This is a genomic window from Streptomyces sp. AP-93 (genome assembly GCF_022808175.1).
Taxonomy (GTDB): Bacteria; Actinomycetota; Actinomycetes; order Streptomycetales; family Streptomycetaceae; genus Streptomyces.
In genome coordinates this window covers 1-1,005 of the sequence record NZ_JALGBX010000074.1, presented here as the reverse complement: position 1 = coordinate 1,005, position 1,005 = coordinate 1, and the positions used below count along the sequence as shown (strand labels likewise).

General features: G+C 65.6%; 1 protein-coding gene. It reads left to right on the top strand.

The features are described 5' to 3' along the window. Positions 1 to 106: 106 nt before the first annotated feature. Positions 107 to 1,005, top strand: an 899-nt coding sequence (locus MTF69_RS42640; protein WP_243342210.1) for an IS630 family transposase, incomplete at its 3' end; no start/stop codon positions are given.

Sequence of the window (1,005 nt, the reverse complement as noted above, 5' to 3'; positions counted from 1 at the left end):
CCTAGTGATCTGGTTGTGAGTTGTTCCGGCACCACGTGAGTCGTTTTCCGCACCAATTCACGGGTTTGGGTGTCGGTAGCCGGTTGGCTGCGGTCTGCTGTCGGTTGTGGGTGACAGCAGGCTGGAGCCGCTGGTCTTGAGTGCGACCGAGCGGCAGGTATTGAACAACTGGGTCAAGCGCCGCACGACCGCGCAGGGTCTGGCCCTGCGGGCCCGGATCGTGCTGGCGTGTGCCGACGGCGGGCCGAACCTCGCGGTCGCCGCCCGGCTGGGAGTGAACCGGGGCACCGTCACCAAGTGGCGCACGCGTTTTCTGCGGGACCGGCTCGACGGGCTGTCGGATGAACCGCGGCCCGGGGTACCAAGGACGATCACGGATGCCCAGGTGGAAGAAGTGGTTGTCCGCACCCTCGAGGAGACGCCCGGGGGCGGGACACACTGGTCGAAGCGTGAGCTGGCCAAGGTCGTGGGGATCTCCCCGGCGAGTGTCCTGCGGATCTGGCACGCCTTCGGCCTGCAGCCGTGGCGGACTGAGACCTTCAAGATCTCCCCCGATCCTTTCCTGATCGACAAGATCCGTGACGTAGTCGGTCTCTACCTCGCCCCGCCGGCCAACGCGGTGGTGTTCGCGGTGGACGAGAAACCGCAGATCCAAGCCCTGGAACGGACCGCTCCAGTGTTGCCGATGTTGCCCGGGGTGCCCGAGCGGCGGAGTTTTGACTACGTCCGCCACGGGACCGTCGATCTGTTCGCAGCGTTGAACACGGCGACGGGGAAGGTGATCACGAAGCTGTCCGCGCAGCACCGGGCCGTGGACTTCCGTGACTTCCTCGACGAGATCGACCGCCAGACCGACAAGGCCCTGGCGGTTCACGTCATCTGCGACAACCTCTCCGCCCACAAAGCACCCGTGGTGCACAAGTGGCTACTCGCGCATCCCCGCTTCCAGCTCCACTTCACACCCACGTACTCGTCGTGGATCAACCAGGTCGAGCGGTGGTTCGC